Origin of the sequence: Rothia sp. HMSC072B04, from assembly GCF_001813725.1 — a bacterium.
Classification (GTDB): domain Bacteria; phylum Actinomycetota; class Actinomycetes; order Actinomycetales; family Micrococcaceae; genus Rothia; species Rothia mucilaginosa.
Map to the genome: position 1 here is coordinate 27,771 of NZ_KV813793.1, position 14,358 is coordinate 42,128.

Consider the following 14,358-nt stretch of genomic DNA (forward strand, 5'->3'; position numbering starts at 1 on the left):
TATGGCTGAAAATTCTTCCAATACTGCATCTGGCTCGCACCGCAGCGGGGTCAAGCGTCTGATTATTATGCGCCATGCGGAGGCTGATTGGGGTCTGAATGATTTTGATCGTCCGCTGACGAAGCGTGGTCATGAGCAGGCTGCCGCTGCTGGCGCTTGGCTGGCGGCTCGCGGTTATATTCCGGAGCAGATTATGTCGTCATCGGCTTTGCGTACTCGTCAGACGACGACTTGGGTTTCGGATGGTTTGGGGGCGAAGGCGCCTACCGCTCATCTGGACGAGGGGCTGTATGAGGTGTCTGCGTCCCGCATTATTGCGCGCATCAACAGTGTTTCGGAGAATGTTCATTCTCTGATGGTGGTGTCGCATCTGCCCGGCGTGCAGGATGCCGCGCAGCGCCTGATGAGCCCGGATTCTGACCCGAACGCGTCCATGGATGTGTACTACGGTTTCCCGCCCTCTTCCATTGCGGTGTTTGAGGTGCTGGGGGAGTGGGCTCTGCTGGATGGTGCGGATGCGCGCCTCGTGGACTTCAAGAGCTTCTAGACCAGAAGTTTCTAAACCAGGAGTTTCTAGGCTTTGTGCCTGAATGAAATGGGTAAAGCAAAAGCCCCGTACCAACCGGTACGGGGCTTTTTGTGGCGGAGACGGGGGGATTTGAACCCCCGGTCGAGTTTAACCCCGACCCTTCATTAGCAGTGAAGTCCATTCGGCCGCTCTGGCACGTCTCCACGGTGCGCTCGTGAGCGCATCCCTATAAGAATATAGGCTGTTTTGCACTTGGTCAATTCGACCTGTGAGGCGCGAGAGATATATGCGGGTGGGGTGGTGTTAGTTTCTTCGCGATCGTGATTTCTTTACCTGCGAGAAACGTGTGAATAGAGCCGTTTAATCTTTAAATACCCTGAATTTATGTGTTTGAGGTATTTAGGTGATGTAGTTTTGAGGGTAGAAGCGACATTGCGGTCCAGATAGAAAGGCTCCCTCCCGTGACGACCACCGTTCCTCAGTTGCCCCAGGTTCCTCAGAAGACTCAGCCTCCTCAGGGTGCTCCCTCCTCTGTGAATAACCCGGCTTTCAATAGTCAGCAGGTTGCGCAGTCTGCGGTGCATCCTGCGCAGTTTGCGCAGCCGGTGTATGTTCTTCCCGAACAGGAGAACACACACACTCAGGGCTGGATTATTGCGATGGCCTCGGTCATTATCGGTGTTCTTGGGCTGATTAGTGTTTTTGTGCTGAATTATTTGACGGGCGGAGGCGCTTCCCTTCTTCTGGGTCTTACGGGCTGGGTTCTAGCGATTGCTTCACGCCACCGCGGTCATATGCGTGTGGCTGGTGTTGCGTTGGGAGTTATGAATATGTTGCTTGGTATCCTGACTGTGCCTTTCGAGATGCTGCTATTGATTCTGGTCATGATGCATGTTTAGACAATATCGTTCATAGCTACTGGTCAGAGAAAGTCCGCGAGCGCCCCGTGTGTCCGCGGGCTTTTGCGTGTCCGCCTGCTTAGCTGTAGCAGTTTTTATGGTCACCTGACGCGGGTTTTTCGTCGTGGACTATGGGCTAGGGGCTTTGAGGTTCATAAGCATGTTCGGTACACTGCATGAGTCCCAACCGATAAATAGAGGGCATCTCTGACGTTTTATCTTCCGATACAGCACATCAGAGGCACCTCATCACTCAGCAAAGCGAGAAATCATGTCTGAAAACCCCAACAACCCCCAGCCCCAGTTCAACCAGGACCCCCAGTTCAGCCAGCAGGCACCCCAGTATGGTCAGCAGGCTCCGTACGGTCAGCCGGTCCCGACCCCCGAGCAGCAGGCTCAGATGAAGAGGGCGAAGATTCTGTCGATTCTCGCTATTGTATTTGGCGCTATTGGTCTGGTCCTTCTAAGCCCGCTTTTCAGCGCACTGGGCCTGGCTTTTGGTTTGGCGTCTCTGCGTGTCCCTGAGCTGCAGTCCCGTGGTCTGGCACTGACTGGTTCCATTATCGGTGGTACTGCTCTGGTCCTGAGCATTATTGTTGTCGCGCTGGGTGCTCTCAAGAACCTGGGCTAGGACCTTATAGCGTTTTAGCCAGCATCCTTCATGGAGATTGGCTACAGAAAGCCCGCGAGCACCCCGTGTGTCCGCGGGCTTTTGCATATCCGTTAGAGCGGCTAGCTAATGCATTGCGGTGCATTGTGGGGGCTTGGATAGTGGATGTAGTTGTACCCGTTCCATTCATAGGTTAGGGTGAATTAGGTTTAACGCACACCAGCCGTACGAAAGTGAGATGCCATGTCTCAGACTCCTCGGGGTTCAGACCCCTACGACTACAACCCGGACTATAACCGTCTGAACGAGCAGTACAACCAGAACGGCCAGTATGGTCAGGGTTCTTACGGCCAGTACGGGCAGAGCTCCTACGATCAGTATTCTTATGACCAGTACGGTCAGGATTCGTACGGTCAAGACTCGTATGGTCAGAATCAGTATGACCCGTACGGTCAGCAGTACCAGCAGCCCGACCAGTACGGTCAGCCCATGATGGTTCCTGTGGGCTTTTTGCAGAAGACCCCCGAGCAGCTTGCCGGTGAGAAGGCAGCTCAGACTTCCACGGTGCTGGGTATTATCAGCTTGGCGTGTATAGTGACTCTCAGCTGGTGGCTGTTTGGTCTGCCTTCCCTGATTCTGGGTGTTATTGGTATTCTCAAGGCTAATGAGGCAGAGCGTTATGGTGTGGCTGCTTCAGCTGGTCGTATCTTGAACTGGATTAGCGTAGCCATTGGTGGCATGTTCCTGGTGCTTTTCGGCGGAGGTCTTCTGCTGGCGATTATGCTGGCTCTTTCTGATTCTGCCGCAAATTCTAGTCTCGTGGAGACTGTGCAGATACTGGTATTCTTCTAAACACTTTCACCCTCATTGGAGGGTACGCAAAAGCCCCGCTCCTCAATACGAGGAACGGGGCTTTGCTGTGTATATGCCGTATATCTCGTGGATTGGTCCTGACATGCTTGTTCCCTCGGCGGGGAAAGCATAGGGTGGGCTTAACACCCGGTATTGAAAGGTTATGATGCAACGATGCAGGATCCAATCCTAGGCCCGTATTCCGACCCAGCAGCTGGTCTGCGCTCGAAACCTCATCGCCACAAACAGGGTGCTGATATTGAAGAGCCCCCTATGATGCAGAGCGGTGGGAAAACAGCGACTAATCTAGGGGAGCGAGCTTCCCAACTTTCACTCACTTTTGGTGTGCTCAGCCTCATCAACATCTTGGTGTTGGGTTCGTGGTTTTTCGGTATCCCCACTGTCATCTTGAGTGTCCTTGGTCTACAGAAAGCTAAGGAAGCGGATAGTTACGGCGTAGTTTCTCTTGCGGGTCGAATCCTGAGCTGGATAGCTATCGCTGTGCTTGTCCTTGGGTACGTACTGATTGTGTGGGCGTGGTTCAATGCCGAATAGGTTTTTGCGAAGCACCAGGCTGAGGTATTCAACTAACGCGTGTAGATTCTGAAAGGTTGTGGATGCGATGTCGCAGCTACCCCAAAACAATGAAGCCTTCGGTAACGCCCCGGAATACGCCAAGCTCAACCAGACAAATGGAAACTGGCAACCCTATGCTGGTGTTTTAGGTAATCAGCTACTACCTGGAAAAAAGGTTTCACCTGGCTTCTCAAAACGGCGAGATGGAGAGAATGCGGCAAGTCTTTCATTATTTTTCGGCGCCCTCAGCCTACTGTGTATCCCGCTATCGGCCTGGGTCTGGGCACCAGATTTCACTTTTATCTCACTGATACTGGGCATCTTGGGTATCTGGCAAGGGCGAGTGGCTAAACGGCATGGTGTGCCCGCCCTGGCGGGTCGTACTCTCAGTTGGGCGGGTATAGGTATTGTTCTTGCTCTCTATATTTTTGTCATCTTGTTTCTGATAAGCCTCAGTCGCTCTTTATAAAAGCTTCAGTATGGCGGCGGGCCTGAAGATACTCTCGTTTTGTTGGGTATGACCGGTCAGAAAGCATTCTGATGAGCGTAAGAAAGCCCCGTTCCTCACGTTGAGGTGTGGGGCTTTTCTGTATGTATGCCGTATGTTTCCTGGATTGGGCCCGACATGCTTGTTCCCCAGGTGGGGAGGGTCTAGGGTGAAGTTAACACCCCCCCTCGTGTGGAATGTGAAAGGTTGTGGATGCGATGTCGCAGCTACCCCAAAACATTGAAGCCTTCGATTACAACCCCGAATACGCCAAGCTCTACCAGGAAGATAACAACGAGCTGCCTAGCCCGGATACATCTGACGAGCAGCTACTGCCCGCAAATGAGTCTCTGGATGAGTTCTCAGATCAAGCGGCGGGTAAAAGAGCAGCGAACCTCTCCCTACTTTTTGGCTTCCTCAGCCCGCTGTCTTTCTTTCTAGGGTTCTGGTGTCTTGTCCAAGGTCTTGAAGAAAGTGCTCTGCAGGTGGCTATCCTTGCCCCAATCCTGAACATCCTGGGTATCTGGCAGGGGTTCGCGGCAAGGCGGCGCGGTACGCGTGCCAGCGGTGGCCTGATTCTCAACGGGCTGGGGCTATGCATTTTCATCGGTATCGCCGCCCTCATCATGCTGATTGTGAACGCCTTGTCAGGCATCAACTAACGACGCCGGCTCGATAGTGAGCCCAGATGCTCTCTCGAGTTGCTAGACACTTAACACCCGGTATTGAAAGGTTGTGGATGCGATGTCGCAGCTACCCCAAAATAACGAAGATTTTGATAACAACCCCGAGTACGCCAAGCTCTACCAGGCGAACAACAGCGTGCAACCCAGTGCTGACGATACGGACGACTGGGAGCAACATGCGAGCGAGCAACCTCCTGACGTGCAAGGGGCACAAGACGGTAAAAGGGTAGCGACCTTCTCCCTGCTTTTCGGCGCTCTCGGCCCGCTGACGTTCTTTCTAGGGTGCTGGTTGATTTTCCATGATCTTGGAGAAAGCGGTCTGCGGGTAGTGTTCGTTGCGCCGGTGCTGAATGTCCTGGGTATCTGGCTGGGGTTCGCGGCAAGGCGGCGTGGTACGCGTGCCATCGGTGGTCTGATTCTTAACGGGCTGGAGCTATGCATCTTCATCGGTATCGTAGTCCTCGTCACGTCGCTTCTAAACGCCTTGTCAGGCATACACTAACGACGCCCCCGGTAACTCGAAACGGCATATGTGAAGAGCCCCGTTCCTCGCGTTGAGGAGCGGGGCTCTTTGCGCTCCACACGTGGAGCAGAAGCTAAAACGCGGATGGTAAGGGATTTGAACCCTTGAGACGGGGTTACCGCCTACTGGTTTTCAAGACCAGCTCCTTCGGCCGCTCGGACAACCATCCATACGCACCAGAGACCGGCATTTTATGGCAATACCGTGCCGCAGGGCACTACGAGATTATCTCATGCGATAAGCTTTCTGTAAATCGCGCACCAACGATGGTGCTTCCGGCAATGAGGAGGACTCATGAGAGCAATTATTGAGAACAGTCACGGTGGACCTGAGGCTCTGACAATCAGCGAAGTCCCCGCCCCCGTACCCCGATTCCACGAAGTTCTCATCCGCGTTCACGCCGCCGGAATCAACCGCGCCGACGCCCTGCAGCGCCGCGGATTCTACCCGCCGCCCGCCGGCGCGAGCGCCATCTACGGCCTCGAAGTAGCCGGCGTTATCGAAGCGGTCGGTGAAGGCGCCTCCGTGGAGAACCGCGGCACCCCCGTCATGGCGCTCCTGCCTGGAGGCGGCTACGCCGACTACGTGACCGTACCGGTCGACCACGTGCTACCCGTACCCGAACAGCTGAGTTTTGCCGAAGCCGCCGGTATTCCCGAAGTCGCGGCAACCGTCTACTCGAACCTGGTTCTCACCTGTGGTATGAGCATGAACCCCGCCGAAAACCTCAAGGAAGACGGTGAACCCGCGGTGGTGCTCGTGCATGGTGGTACCGGCGGTATCGGTGTGCACGCTATTCAGCTGGCGCTCGCCGTAGGTACCCGCGTGTTTGCAACCGTGGGAACCGAGGAAAAAGCAGAATATGTGCGCTTACTAGGTGCGGAACCCATTATTTATACAGAACATTCGTTCCGTGAAGTTCTGCTGGCTGAAACTGGCGGACGCGGCGCTGACTACATCCTCGACGTCGTGGGCGGAAAGTACCTGGACGACAATCTGCACACCCTCGCCGACGGCGGGCACCTGTGCATTATCGGTCTGATGGGCGGCGCCAAAGCAGAAGTGAACCTGGGGTATATGCTCTCCCGCCGCCTGTCAGTGCACGCCACGAGCCTGCGTACCCGCTCGGACCGGCAGAAGGCCGAGATTCTGCGCGGTGTACGCGAACATGTGCTGCCGCTGATTGAATCCGGCAGGATTGGCGTGGGTCTGGACCGTATCTTCGACATGGAGGAGGCGGCTGCCGCCCACGAGTACTTCGACTCGGGTCAGCATCGCGGCAAGATTGTGCTGCGCATGGTCTAGAAACCGCTGCGCCCCCGCGGTGCTATTTTAGGCCGGTGCCATTTTAGGTAGGTGCCGCGGGGAGCGTCGCGTGAGGCGCGTAATGAAAATCTGGGTTTGAAATAAACAGCTGACTGCTGACATCTCGTCACTAAAAGAAATTTAGGGTAACCTAAGCATAGGGAGGTTTGCGGGTCGCCGCAGAGCCCATCACCGGCAGCCTCCACCGACCAACAAACACGGCACACACACCACGCAGAGGAGGGCATATGGGACTTAAAAGCTACCTGCAATCGCGCCGCGACGACGCCGAACTCGGCAAAGGCATCTGGCGCCGATCCCACGACCGGTTTATTCGCGGCATTGACCGCTTCCACCAGGTCCTCGAACGCCTAGCGGCAACCGATTCGTCCGCCTCCATGATTGAGCTCGTCGTGCCGGACGCAAACGCGCTCGCCGACCTGATTCCGCGCGTGCGTGCAGTCGCTATGGAAGCGCACCGCCTCGCCCCCAGCGACGGCGATATTCCCGCCTCCCCATTCGGCACCTACTCCGACCTGAACCGCGCCCTCTCCAAGGCAGGTAACGCCGTGGCACTCTGCGCCGAAGCGCTCGCCATGGCACGTTGCTTCGGCAATTGTGCCACCGGATGCGACCGCCAGGTGAGCGTGCACCGTCGCGTGGAAACCGTCATCCAGCACATTGAAGACGCCGAACGTCTGATTCAGCGCGCCCAGAAGGAAGCCGCCGGCGAGCTGACCTTCGACGACGGTATTCCGGTGGGTCGCACCCAGCTGATTGAGGCATAACACAGGGCCTAAATTGCGGTCAACAGGCGGGTTAGTTTGATGTGCACCTCAACAGGCGATACGCTTAAAGAAGGGGTGTAGGACACTTCTTATGCGGTTCCGTCACAATGGAGGTGACGACACAATGCGATGGTACGCGCGGAAGAACCGCAGGCTTTTTCCTGCCCCTCTACGGCACAACCCAATGCACAATAATTCACGGAAGAAGTCACACACCATGTTTGAATTCCACCGCAACGAGCGCGCACGTCAGCTGCGCCCCAGCCTCTCTCGTTCCTGGCTCCTCGTGCGCGCCAACTCCTCCGAAGAAGTTTTTGAAGAAGCCTTCGAATCCGAGGCTGACTCCATCATTATCGACCTCGAAGACGGCTGCCCGCCCGAAGAGAAGGACGCCGCCCGCGAACAGGTCGTTCGTATGCTCAACTCCGGCGTGGTCGCATGGGTGCGAATCAACGCCATCACCACCGAACACTGGTGGAAGGACGTCAAGGCCCTCAAGAACGTGAAGGGCCTGCGAGGCGTCATGCTCGCCACCGCAGAGCACGCCACCGACATTGACCGCACCGCAGCCGAGCTGCCCCCCGGAACCCCCATCATCGCGCTGATCGAGTCTGCACTCGGTGTGCACCACTCCGTCGAAATTGCGCGCGCAATCGGCACTTTCCGCCTCGCATTCGGTGCAGGCGACTACCGCCGCGACACCGGCTCCTCCGCAACCCCCATGGCGCTCGCCTACGTGCGTTCGCAGCTGGTCATCGCCTCCACCCTGGGTGGTCTGCCCGGCCCCATCGACGGCCCGACCCTCGGCGCATACGGTGCTGACCTCTCCAAGGCATGCGGCTTCGCAAACGACCACGGCATGACCGGTAAGATCACCCTGGACATCCGCCAGGCTGAGACCATCAACGCAGCATTCTCCCCGAGCGAGCTCGAAATCGAAGAAGCACACCAGATGCTCGACGTGCCCCTCGACGGCCCCCGCGACGGCTCCTACCTGCCGCGTTACCTGCGTGCAAAGAAGGTCAAGGAACTCGCCAAGGTCTACGGCCTGTGGGGCAAGACCGACAGCGACTTCCAGCGCGCATCCAAGTAAGGCGCTGGTCTAAAGTACACACGTAAAAAGCCGCGCATCCGACCCCCGAGCGGGGAACCGGATGCGCGGCTTTTGTCTGCCTGAAACCTCACGAGGCTACAGCCTGGCGGGCTGCTGGTCGGCGGTCTAGTTGCGGGGCGATTTGCCGCCCGTCAGCGCATGAGCGCACACGTACGAAGTCACCAAGGAAATCACAATCGGCACCAGGAACGAGGTGTCATCCTCATACACGGAACGGTAGAAGAACCACACCGCCAGGGAAACCACCAGCGCCAGCACGTACACCAGAGCAAAACGCATCGTGGGGCTCATCGGGCGTGCAGAGCCCGCAGCGGCGCGACCTGCCTGCGCACGGCCACTCTGGCGCTTAGCGGATGCGGATCGAGAAGACATGAGAATCTCCTAAAGTTCGACGGTGACATCTTCGAGAAAACGACAACTCTCAGATGCTAAAAACCGCCGCAACACACCGGAAACCGGCACGCGTTACGGCGGATGTGGAGCCCCCAGTGGGATTCGAACCCACGACCTTTTCTTTACGAGGGAAATGCTCTACCCCTGAGCTATAGAGGCGCATATGCTGCCGTTCTCAACTGCCCGAAAGCAACCGGTGAACAGTGCATACCCCGCAATAGTACCAAAAAGGCGGGGGAGAGGCTAATTACTTTCAACACCGGCCCCGCAGCTGGGAGCAGGCGACAGGGCGGCTATGGTGTGCACTGCATTCACCCCGCAAACCCGCCCGAAGATAGGGAAAGTTCAGGGCAGAGGCATACAATAAACCCTATACCCACGGCGGCTGACAGCACCTCAGAGTGCACATCAACCACAGATTAATCAACCACAGATGTAGCAAACAGGCCAGCCCGCCACCCGTAGAGAGAGGAACCACCATGACTTCACCCCTCAACCGCCGCACCCTGCTACTGGGCGTAGTGCCCGCCGCCGCCCTGGGGCTGAGCGCATGCGGTTCCAGCTCCTCCCAGCCTTCCGCATCGGCGTCTGCGAGCGGTTCGGCGAGCGCATCTGCAAGCACCGCCGCTACCTCGGCAAGTGCATCCGCGAGCGCTTCGGCATCCGCTGACCCTTCGGGTACTGCTTCGGCAACCGCCGATGACGGCTACGTCGGTTACCGCCTCAACCGCGAAGTACCCGGTGCAGGCACCGCAACCCTGTACACCGACTACCAGTGCCCCTACTGCGCTAAGGCAGAACCTAAGTTTGAAGAAGCCGCCAAGAAGCTTGACGGCATCATGAACGTGACCGTGCGTCACATGCCGCTGAACATGCACGCCAACGCCGTACCCGCCGCGCTCGCCGTAGAAGCCGCAACAGCTCAGGGTAAGCACGTCGAAATGGCGAACAAGCTCTTCAACACCCAGAACGACTGGAAGAACATCAAAGAGCGCGACAAGCTGCGCACCCTCTTCAACGACTACGCCAAGGAACTGGGCCTGAATACCGAAGAGTTCGATAAGGTCTTGCTCGACTCCGAAACCATCAAACCCATTCAGCGCGACTACGAGCACGCCGTGAAGATTGGTGTGAAGGGAACCCCCACCTTCGCCGTGAACGATAAGGTCATCGAGGGCCTGGACTCCTCCTCTTCGGTGGATGAGCTGGTCAGCACCTTCAAGCGTGAAGCTGGCGTGAAGTAGTGGCACACATTCAGCTCTCCGGCGGGCAGCGCGCCGAAATTCACCCCGACGGGTTCAGCGACCACGGCCACGTCCTCGAAATCGGTGGCGCCGAGCAGTCCCACGTGGACGTACAGAACCCCGACTACGTGTTCTATGAGTACCTGCGCCGCATCGCAAACACGGTGGATGCGCTCGCACCCACCGGCAAACCCATCACCGCCGCACATCTGGGCGCCGGTGCGCTCACCCTCGTGCGCTATATTCAGGCGACCCGCCCCGGCTCCCGCCAGGTTGCCGTGGATATTGAACCCGAGCTCATGGGCTTCGTAACGGACCGCCTGCCGCTACCCGCCGGAACCGACTGTCGGTTGGTGGTGGGGGACGCCCGCGAACAGCTGGCGAACCTGCCCGAACTGCTGGGCGTGCCCGGCTTCGATGCGATTATCCTCGACATTTTCACCGGCATGGATGCACCCGCCCACCTGGCGAACCGCGACTTCTACCGCGAACTCAAGGACGCCCTGAACGAGCGCGGCATGGTCGCCATCAACGTGGGTGACGACGCGGGTCTGCCCTTCTTCCAGCTGCAGGCAACCGCCATGCTGGAAGTTTTCGACCACGTGTGGTGCCTGTGCGAAAGTTCCATGATTAGCGGGCAGAATGAGGGCAACCTCGTGCTGGTCGGTACCGCCCGCGAACTCGACGAGGACACCCAGGACCGGCTGTACGCGATGGGCCCTCATCCGGCGGAGGTGCTCACCACCGATGAGCTGCGCGACCTGCTGGACGAGCTGGCTGAGAGATAAACCTGATATACAAAACCGTTGAGGCGGGTACCAACCAGGTACCCGCCTCAACGGTTTTCTCTATGAGTTTTCTATACGCCGCGTGCCGTACGCCGGCAGAATTTGGATTTTTACTCAGGACTTTGGTTTTACTCGGGTAGCGGCATGGGGACGGGGTCCTTGCCGTCATCCTTCTGCTTGCGGGAATTACCCTTCGTGGTGGTCAGCGTAATACTCACACTCGCCGTCATCAGCAGACAGATTGCCACCCAACGAATCGGGCCGGTCTCCTGATCCAGCAACGCCCAACCGGCAATCGCCGCAATCGCCGGTTCCATGCTCATCAGCACACTAAACACCTGCTGCGGCAGGTTACGCAGAGCCATCAGCTCCGCGCTATAGGGAATCACCGAAGCGAACATGGCGGTACCAAAAATCATGAGGAGCAGCATCGGATCCTGCGCCGCATTCCAAATCGGCTGAGGCGCCGGAACAACCGCCGCCACCGGGGCAATAAACGCAGCACCAACAAGCATCGCCACCGCCAGGCCGCTCGCACCCGGAACCAGGGCACCCACCTTCGCGCTAGAGCGAATATACAGCGCCCAGAACACGCCAGCAATCAGCGCGAACGTCAGACCCAGGTAGTCGGTATCCTTACCAACCGCCGCCTCGTAGCCGAGCACCAGCATGCCCGCCAGGGCGCAGAGCACCCACACCGCGTCGCGGAGCCTGCGCGTCAGCATGGACGCCAACGCCAGCGGGCCCAAGAACTCCACCGCAACCGCCAAACCAATCGGGATGCGGTCAATCGCGCAATAGAAGAAGCCGTTCATCAGACCGAAAGTCATACCGAAAATGATGACGGCACGCCACTGCTCCTTCGACCAGGACAGCGCACCCGGCGGCATTTTGCCGCCGCGGCGGGTACGCCAACGCGCCGCCAACCACACGGCGCTACCCACCACCATGGAAGCAATTGCCGACGGCTGACGCTAATAGCCAGAGCACCAAACAACGGGAAGAGCCTCACCGCGAACGCGGCACCGAACTGCAGCGACGAGCAGGATATCAGCACAAACATAATGCCCAGTGCGGGACGTTGAGATGAAGTATGCGGCATGATTCTCCTTCCTGTGCATCACAGGGAGGTGGTGCGTCTCTCAAGGTGTACAGGTGACGTATCGATTCGGGCGGAGGGGGCAAGAACCTGACTAGCGCAGTTAAAGAGCGCGCCCCCGGGCAACACGAGATACTATCCTACTCGTCACCCGGGGGCGCTAGAAACCGTTGACACGGCTACAGTTCAGCAGATTAGAGGCCCTTCGCCTCACGGTCAGCCTTGATCTGCGTAGCCGACGGAAGCGTAATGGAACTTGTTGCCATCTGCGCAATATCAACCGCGTGGGCATCCACCGCGCCGGGCAGGTAGCGATCGGGATCATCCATAGTGCCGTCTTCCTGAGCCTTCTTCTGCGCGCGAGCGTGGGAAATTGAAATACCGATACTCGCAGCCACCAGCAGAGCAATAGCAACCCAGCGGACCAGGCCGGTAGCCTCACCAAGCATCACAATACCCACAGCCGCTGCAATCGCAGGCTCCAGGGACAGCACCACGCTATAAATATGCGCGGGCAACAGACGCAGCGAAGAAACCTCACCCAGCGCCGGCAGAGCAGAAGCCAGCAGACCCATCAAGCAGCCAATAGCCAGCAGGTTCACATCCTGAGTGACCTTCAACAGGTTATTGCCACTTAGGATAAACGGGAACGGCAGAACCAACAGGGTCGAAACAGCGTTACCCATGACCATGCCACCCATACCCGGGATGAGCGCGCCCACCTTCTCAGTCGCCAGAATGTAGGCGGCACGAGAAATAGCGGTCAGCACCGCAAAGAACACACCCACCAGGGCGAAATCCTCCGGCTTCGCCTGCGACTCAGCGGTCAGAATCGCCATACCCGTAAAGGACAGCGCAATCCACACCAGATCCAGCTTGCGGCGCGACATAACCGTCGCCAGCACCAGCGGACCCATGAACTCAATAGCCACCGCAATCGCCAGCGGAACCTGCTCAATCGCCACATAGAAGAACGCATTCGCGCCGGTCAACGCAATACCCATGACAATAACTGTCAGCCACTGCGCGCGAGTCCACGAACGAATCTGCGGGCGGAAAAACGCCCACATCAAAATGGTGGAGGTCAGCAGGCGCAGAGTCACCACGCCCCAGGGGCCCAAATCGCCCATCAGCTGCTTAGCAAGAGCCGCACCGAACTGCGCCGAAATAATCGCGCCGGTCGCATACGCAACACCCAACCCCTGAGTCATCACAGGGGAACGCGCAGCATTGGGCGTATGGGTGGAAGAAGTCATAGCAATCCTTATTAGTCCAGAAGAGGTATCAGCCGCTATCTGTCATCAGGCGCGACCCCGAATCGTCGTGAAACAGGTCACGCACTATGCAAATAATGAATAGTGTGTAATCTACGACAATTTTACGCGCTTTAAAATCCGGCGCAAATAAAGACCAAAACACCTTAACAAGTAGACAAAAAACCACACGCCCTCGGTGAAATTTCACCCCCGCACCCCACTACAACCCCTATATCCAGGAAATATTCACCCAGCCGTGATTTACTGAGAGCATGCTTGACCCGAAGAAGTCTCTATTCGATGAAGACGGCAACCCCCGTCCCGCGCTAACCACCACCCTCGACAACGTACTGCGCATGCAACGACCGCTCGCGCTGTCCATCGTCAAAAAACTCCGTGAAGCGCACCCCGACGAAACCCCCGAACAAATCCACAAGCGCCTCGACCGCACCTACCTGCGCGACATCACCGCCATCGGCGGCGTCACCGGCGCATCCGCATTCGTGCCCGGCGTCGGTACCGTCACCTCCATGAGCCTGTCCGCGCTCGCAGTCGGCGGCTACCTCGAACGCACCGCACTCTACGCCCAGGCAGTCGCAGAACTGCACGGCGTGCACGTACACGACCCCGAAACCGCCCGCTCCATGGTCATGGCAATCATGCTCGGCGAAGAAGGCTCCCAGCTCATGAACACCGTGCTGCTGCAGACCGGCAAGGCAGGCGGTGTCTCCAACAAGTGGGGCATGCTGCTCGGCAACTCCTCCAGCGGCAAGATGTTCAGCGTCGAACGTACCATCCGAAACATGTTCATCCGCCGCTTCCTCACCCGCCAGACCGGTGCACTGCTCGGCCGTGCCCTGCCCTTCGGCGTGGGCGCAGTCGTTGGCGGTGGCGCGAACCTGACCCTCGGCAAGGACGTCGTGCGCAACACCCGCCGAGCCTTCGGCGACGCGCCCGCCTACTTCCCCGCAGAGCTCATGATTACCCCGCGTGCACCGCGCGTACAGGGCGGCGAAGGTTCGGACGGCTCCTCCGGCGTGGCTGGCTCCCTGCTCAAGGGCGTCAAGGACGCAGGTAAGGCTGTAGGCAAGGTCTTCACCCGCGACAAGGGCAACGACACCGAAACCGGTCACCACCGCATGCTCGGCCGCTAAAATCCTCGCCGGTCATAAAACCGGAACATAGCGAAGACCCAACACGCTAAAGACC

Annotated in this window: 16 protein-coding genes and 3 tRNA genes; 13 read left to right on the top strand and 6 right to left on the bottom strand. The window is 58.0% G+C overall.

Annotated features, from left to right (window positions below):
• The first annotated feature begins 1 nt into the window (after window position 1).
• A complete protein-coding gene (locus HMPREF2928_RS01300) occupies window positions 2-547 on the top strand; it encodes a SixA phosphatase family protein (protein ID WP_070630045.1) in 546 nt (181 codons plus the stop codon).
• Window positions 548-640: 93 nt separating this feature from the next.
• Here HMPREF2928_RS01300 and HMPREF2928_RS01305 read toward each other — a convergent pair.
• Window positions 641-732 (bottom strand) — tRNA-Ser (locus HMPREF2928_RS01305).
• A gap of 258 nt (window positions 733-990) precedes the next feature.
• On the opposite strand from HMPREF2928_RS01305, the gene HMPREF2928_RS01310 reads away from it, so the two are divergent.
• The 6 genes from HMPREF2928_RS01310 to HMPREF2928_RS01335 all read left to right on the top strand — a co-directional run bounded on the left by HMPREF2928_RS01310 (window position 991) and on the right by HMPREF2928_RS01335 (window position 5,141).
• Window positions 991-1,428 (top strand): hypothetical protein, encoded by a 438-nt coding sequence (locus tag HMPREF2928_RS01310; protein ID WP_070593201.1) that lies wholly within the window; start codon window positions 991-993, stop codon window positions 1,426-1,428.
• A gap of 271 nt (window positions 1,429-1,699) precedes the next feature.
• Window positions 1,700-2,059: a DUF4190 domain-containing protein gene (locus HMPREF2928_RS01315; RefSeq protein ID WP_070593200.1), complete on the top strand. Its 360-nt coding sequence runs from the start codon at window positions 1,700-1,702 to the stop codon at window positions 2,057-2,059.
• A 222-nt stretch (window positions 2,060-2,281) separates the two neighbouring features.
• On the top strand, window positions 2,282-2,890 hold the full coding sequence (locus HMPREF2928_RS01320; protein ID WP_070687082.1) for a polyprenyltransferase: 609 nt from the start codon (window positions 2,282-2,284) through the stop codon (window positions 2,888-2,890).
• A gap of 622 nt (window positions 2,891-3,512) precedes the next feature.
• Window positions 3,513-3,935, top strand: a complete 423-nt coding sequence (locus tag HMPREF2928_RS09050) for a hypothetical protein (protein ID WP_141754934.1) — start codon at window positions 3,513-3,515, stop codon at window positions 3,933-3,935.
• A 236-nt stretch (window positions 3,936-4,171) separates the two neighbouring features.
• Window positions 4,172-4,615, top strand: a complete 444-nt coding sequence (locus tag HMPREF2928_RS01330) for a hypothetical protein (RefSeq protein WP_070687086.1) — start codon at window positions 4,172-4,174, stop codon at window positions 4,613-4,615.
• 82 nt (window positions 4,616-4,697) lie between these two features.
• Window positions 4,698-5,141, top strand: coding sequence for a hypothetical protein (locus HMPREF2928_RS01335; protein ID WP_044141753.1), 444 nt, complete (start codon window positions 4,698-4,700; stop codon window positions 5,139-5,141).
• Window positions 5,142-5,243: 102 nt separating this feature from the next.
• On the opposite strand, the gene HMPREF2928_RS01340 is transcribed toward HMPREF2928_RS01335, so the two are convergent.
• Window positions 5,244-5,331: transfer RNA gene (locus tag HMPREF2928_RS01340), tRNA-Ser, on the bottom strand.
• A gap of 125 nt (window positions 5,332-5,456) precedes the next feature.
• On the opposite strand from HMPREF2928_RS01340, the gene HMPREF2928_RS01345 reads away from it, so the two are divergent.
• The 3 genes from HMPREF2928_RS01345 to HMPREF2928_RS01355 all read left to right on the top strand — a co-directional run bounded on the left by HMPREF2928_RS01345 (window position 5,457) and on the right by HMPREF2928_RS01355 (window position 8,348).
• Complete coding sequence (locus HMPREF2928_RS01345; protein ID WP_070687088.1) at window positions 5,457-6,467, top strand: NAD(P)H-quinone oxidoreductase; 1,011 nt, start codon at window positions 5,457-5,459, stop codon at window positions 6,465-6,467.
• Between the two features lie 248 nt (window positions 6,468-6,715).
• The gene (locus HMPREF2928_RS01350) at window positions 6,716-7,255 is read left to right on the top strand and encodes a dehydrogenase (protein ID WP_070687090.1); all 540 of its coding nucleotides are present in this window, start codon (window positions 6,716-6,718) and stop codon (window positions 7,253-7,255) included.
• Window positions 7,256-7,472: 217 nt separating this feature from the next.
• Window positions 7,473-8,348: an HpcH/HpaI aldolase/citrate lyase family protein gene (locus tag HMPREF2928_RS01355; protein WP_070687092.1), complete on the top strand. Its 876-nt coding sequence runs from the start codon at window positions 7,473-7,475 to the stop codon at window positions 8,346-8,348.
• Between the two features lie 126 nt (window positions 8,349-8,474).
• Here HMPREF2928_RS01355 and HMPREF2928_RS01360 read toward each other — a convergent pair whose 3' ends face one another.
• Complete coding sequence (locus HMPREF2928_RS01360) at window positions 8,475-8,741, bottom strand: hypothetical protein (protein WP_005504446.1); 267 nt, start codon at window positions 8,739-8,741, stop codon at window positions 8,475-8,477.
• Window positions 8,742-8,846: 105 nt separating this feature from the next.
• A tRNA-Thr gene (locus tag HMPREF2928_RS01365) sits at window positions 8,847-8,921 on the bottom strand.
• Window positions 8,922-9,241: 320 nt separating this feature from the next.
• Here HMPREF2928_RS01365 and HMPREF2928_RS01370 point away from each other — a divergent pair.
• Window positions 9,242-10,006, top strand: coding sequence for a DsbA family protein (locus HMPREF2928_RS01370; RefSeq protein WP_070687094.1), 765 nt, complete (start codon window positions 9,242-9,244; stop codon window positions 10,004-10,006).
• A complete protein-coding gene (locus HMPREF2928_RS01375; RefSeq protein WP_070687096.1) occupies window positions 10,006-10,794 on the top strand; it encodes a spermidine synthase in 789 nt (262 codons plus the stop codon). The genes HMPREF2928_RS01370 and HMPREF2928_RS01375 overlap by 1 nt, the downstream gene beginning before the upstream one ends.
• Before the next feature lie 128 nt (window positions 10,795-10,922).
• On the opposite strand, the gene HMPREF2928_RS01380 is transcribed toward HMPREF2928_RS01375, so the two are convergent.
• Both HMPREF2928_RS01380 and HMPREF2928_RS01385 read right to left on the bottom strand, forming a co-directional pair.
• Window positions 10,923-11,744 (bottom strand): EamA family transporter, encoded by an 822-nt coding sequence (locus tag HMPREF2928_RS01380; protein ID WP_246823539.1) that lies wholly within the window; start codon window positions 11,742-11,744, stop codon window positions 10,923-10,925.
• A 343-nt stretch (window positions 11,745-12,087) separates the two neighbouring features.
• Window positions 12,088-13,149: an EamA family transporter gene (locus HMPREF2928_RS01385; RefSeq protein WP_070687098.1), complete on the bottom strand. Its 1,062-nt coding sequence runs from the start codon at window positions 13,147-13,149 to the stop codon at window positions 12,088-12,090.
• A 272-nt stretch (window positions 13,150-13,421) separates the two neighbouring features.
• Here HMPREF2928_RS01385 and HMPREF2928_RS01390 point away from each other — a divergent pair, with 272 nt between their 5' ends.
• On the top strand, window positions 13,422-14,303 hold the full coding sequence (locus HMPREF2928_RS01390; protein ID WP_049346152.1) for a hypothetical protein: 882 nt from the start codon (window positions 13,422-13,424) through the stop codon (window positions 14,301-14,303).
• Window positions 14,304-14,358: the final 55 nt, after the last annotated feature.